The organism is Tamlana crocina, assembly GCF_012037625.1.
In genome coordinates this window covers 1-641 of record NZ_JAAVJS010000079.1, presented here as the reverse complement: position 1 = coordinate 641, position 641 = coordinate 1, and the positions used below count along the sequence as shown (strand labels likewise).

Annotated in this window: 1 protein-coding gene and 1 pseudogene; both read left to right on the top strand. The window is 40.6% G+C overall.

What is annotated here, in order from left to right:
* A pseudogene (locus tag HC176_RS20405) lies at positions 1 to 177 on the top strand (anhydro-N-acetylmuramic acid kinase); the annotation flags it as partial.
* 67 nt (positions 178 to 244) lie between these two features.
* Positions 245 to 641 (top strand): Glu/Leu/Phe/Val dehydrogenase dimerization domain-containing protein (locus tag HC176_RS15700; protein ID WP_280818692.1); only part of this gene is annotated, 397 nt, incomplete at its 3' end.

Genomic DNA, 641 nt, shown 5'->3' with positions numbered 1-641 from the left:
CAGATCCAGAAGAATACTTCCGCAGAGATTATTCTTCCCTCTGCAGAAACTGTGAATTATAAGGAGGCTCTTATTTTTGCATTTTTGGGAGTTCTTAAATTACGGGGAGAGATCAATGTTTTAAGCTCGGTAACAGGGGCTTCCAGGGATCATTCATCGGGAGTTATATATTCCTGATTCATGATCGAAATCAACTTTTAGAGAAAATTACTTAATTATATTTGCATCAAATTTTATGACCATTATGAAAGAATTATTGAATTTATATCAAAATAAAGCCCCGGAAATTGTTTTTAATTGGAAAGATCCGGAAACTGACGCCGAAGGATGGGCAGTGATCAACTCTCTTAGAGGCGGTGCAGCAGGTGGCGGTACCAGGATGAGAAAGGGCCTTGACATGAATGAAGTTTTGTCTTTGGCAAAGACCATGGAGGTAAAATTCACCGTCTCCGGTCCCGCAATTGGTGGGGCAAAATCGGGTATCAACTTCGATCCTAATGATCCCCGCAAAAAAGGAGTTTTAGAGCGCTGGTTCAAGGCGGTTTCCCCACTTTTAAAAAATTATTATGGTACCGGGGGAGACCTTAATGTTGATGAAATTCATGAAGTAATTCCTATTACTGAAGATTCCGGAGTATGGC